The following is a 2534-nucleotide window of genomic DNA, read 5'->3' as shown; positions in this document are numbered from 1 at the left end:
TTACCCCGCTCTTCAGAGCGGGGGCTTGAAACCACAGCGTAAACCTGGGCTTTAGCCCTAAACCTAACTTACCCCGCGCTTTAGCGCGGGGACTCAGAAAACGCACTACGACTTACTTACCCCGCTCTTCAGAGCGGGGTCCAAAGACGACAACGTTTAACCCGGGCTTTAGCCCTAAACCTTAAGTTCACTATGGGATACACTAAACTCTGGGTCCACCTGGTCTGGACCACCAAAAACCGTAAACCCCTCCTTCAAAAGGAGCTTCGTCAGGTCATCTTCAATCATATCCGGGAAAATGCTACCACAAAGGGTATTTATATTGATTCCATTAATGGTCATCTCGAACACGTCCACTGCCTGATATCAATGAAACCCTGTCAAAACATTGAAGAAATTATCAGGTTGCTCAAAGGAGAATCATCCTATTGGATCAACAAAAACAAAATTCTGTCCTTCAACTTTGAATGGCAAACCGAATATTTTGCGGTATCGGTAAGTGAATCGGCAGTTAACCGGGTAAGAAGGTATATTAAGAACCAGGAGGAGCATCACAGGAAAAAGACGTTTACTGAGGAATATCAGGAGTTTATGAAAAAATACCGGTTTAACACGCTTGTTTCGGGCTAAAGCCCGGGGAGTGGAGGGAAAAGCGTCAGACCCCGCTCTGAAGAGCGGGGTAAGTATACGCTTGTTTCGGGCTAAAGCCCGGGGAGTGGAGGGAAAAGCGTCAGACCCCGCTCTGAAGAGCGGGGTAAGTAATAGACGTCTTGTGTTTTATTTACCTAAAACTTACCTGATTCTATTCTTCGCAGTTATGCATTAAATAAGAAACAGAAGGAGCCATTCGCCCCCTAAAATCCCTCGTTTACCGATTTTCGCTACCGTACTGTCATTCTTCGGATTAGTTTTGCAGAGAAAATACGTGCGACTAATATCATTGAACAACGAATAACGAAGAATCACAACGAATGACGCGAAGCACGAAGTGCTGAGCAAATGACAAGAAATAGAAGCCTGAAGCTCAACTGACTACGAATGACAATGAATGACGCGAGGCGCGAAGCGCCGAGCAAATGACAATGAATAACCACTAAAAACCCTTTTTCATGGAAACATCAGAACAAAAACAAATGCGCCCGGGACTGAAAAGCAAGTCCCTGGTTTTCGGGATCCTGGTACTGGCCCTGGGGCTCTTCTGGCTGGCGTACAACTTCGGAATGATCAGCGACAGCGTCTGGGACCACATCATCTCCTGGCCGATGCTGCTCATCGCCATCGGACTGATCAACCTCTTTAACGGACACGGCAGGGGATTCGGAACCATCCTGATCCTGATCGGGGGATTCTTTCTCCTGGACGATGTGTTTGAGTGGCCTATCACCTTCACCAAGATCTTCTGGCCCTCACTGCTGATCCTCGTCGGATTGTTCCTCCTGCTGGGCAGCAAAAAGCTGTTCAGGAAAGACTTTGGGGTTGTGCGGGAAGGAGATGACTTCATAGAAGAAATATCGGTCTTCAGCGGTGCGGATAAGGTCATTCAGTCCAGATCGTTCCGGGGAGGCAGAATCATTGCCGTGTTTGGCGGATCCAACATCAATCTCACCCAGGCAGAAATGCAGCCAGGCACCCATTTGATGGAAATGGTCTGCGTTTTCGGGGGCTCTACCCTGATCGTCCCGCCCGACTGGAACGTAAAAGTGGAGGTATTCAGTATCTTTGGAGGTTTTGAAGATAAAAGGATGATCGGACAGATCGATTACAGCAAGACGCTTCTCCTCAAGGGCGTGGCCATTTTTGGCGGCGGAGAAGTTAAAACCTCCCGGTAATTATGCTGGAAAAAATAAAGACAAACCGGTTTCCCATCATTTACGGACTCCTGTGGACGACGATCATCGTGGTCCACTATGTCCTGTTAAGATCGGGATATGGATTTCGCCCGGCCATCGCCTGGGGCGACAGCCTGGTCTTCAACCTGCTGTTTGCCGTCCTGGGGATGGGACTGTGGTTTATGGTCCGCTTCAGCGACCTTCACAAGAAATCGTTCCCCGAACTGCTCTTTTACCACCTGACGAGCGCAACGGGAATCCTGTTCATCTGGACAGGCATTTCCTTCCTCATCCTGAAAAACAACTTTCCCGGCGATTCACCTTATCTTTTATTCCTGTCAGAATCATTGACAATTCGTATATTTTTAGGCATATTGTATTATACATTGTTAACGACAACCTATTATCTCGTGATCAATTTCAGAGAGTTACAGGAAAACAGGGAGAAAGAAAGCCAGTTGAAAACCCTGCTGAAGGAAGCGGAGCTGAACCTGTTGCGCTCGCAGATCCGTCCCCATTTCCTTTTTAACAGCCTGAACTCGATCAGTTCACTGACGATGACCGATCCTGCAAAAGCGCAGGAAATGGTGATCAAACTGTCGTCCTTTATGCGCTATTCGCTCGAAACAAAGGATAATACGATGAGTACGCTTTCCGCCCTGAACCAAACCGGTACCACTTCCTGAAATAAAATGATGCCACCAA

At 47.8% G+C, this 2534-nt stretch carries 3 protein-coding genes; all 3 read left to right on the top strand.

Translation table 11 applies throughout. From position 1 onward, the window contains the following. Positions 1-192 precede the first annotated feature (192 nt). Positions 193-630 (top strand): IS200/IS605 family transposase, encoded by a 438-nt coding sequence (gene tnpA / locus PKI34_08680; protein HNS17882.1) that lies wholly within the window; start codon positions 193-195, stop codon positions 628-630. A gap of 479 nt (positions 631-1109) precedes the next feature. Continuing rightward, the gene (locus PKI34_08675) at positions 1110-1829 is read left to right on the top strand and encodes a DUF5668 domain-containing protein (protein ID HNS17881.1); all 720 of its coding nucleotides are present in this window, start codon (positions 1110-1112) and stop codon (positions 1827-1829) included. A gap of 2 nt (positions 1830-1831) precedes the next feature. Continuing rightward, positions 1832-2515, top strand: coding sequence for a histidine kinase (locus tag PKI34_08670; protein ID HNS17880.1), 684 nt, complete (start codon positions 1832-1834; stop codon positions 2513-2515). Positions 2516-2534 lie beyond the last annotated feature (19 nt).

The sequence above is a fragment of the Bacteroidales bacterium genome, from assembly GCA_035342335.1.
In the GTDB taxonomy this organism is placed as follows: Bacteria; Bacteroidota; Bacteroidia; order Bacteroidales; family JAGONC01; genus JAGONC01.
This window is presented reverse-complemented; position numbering and strand designations above follow the sequence as displayed.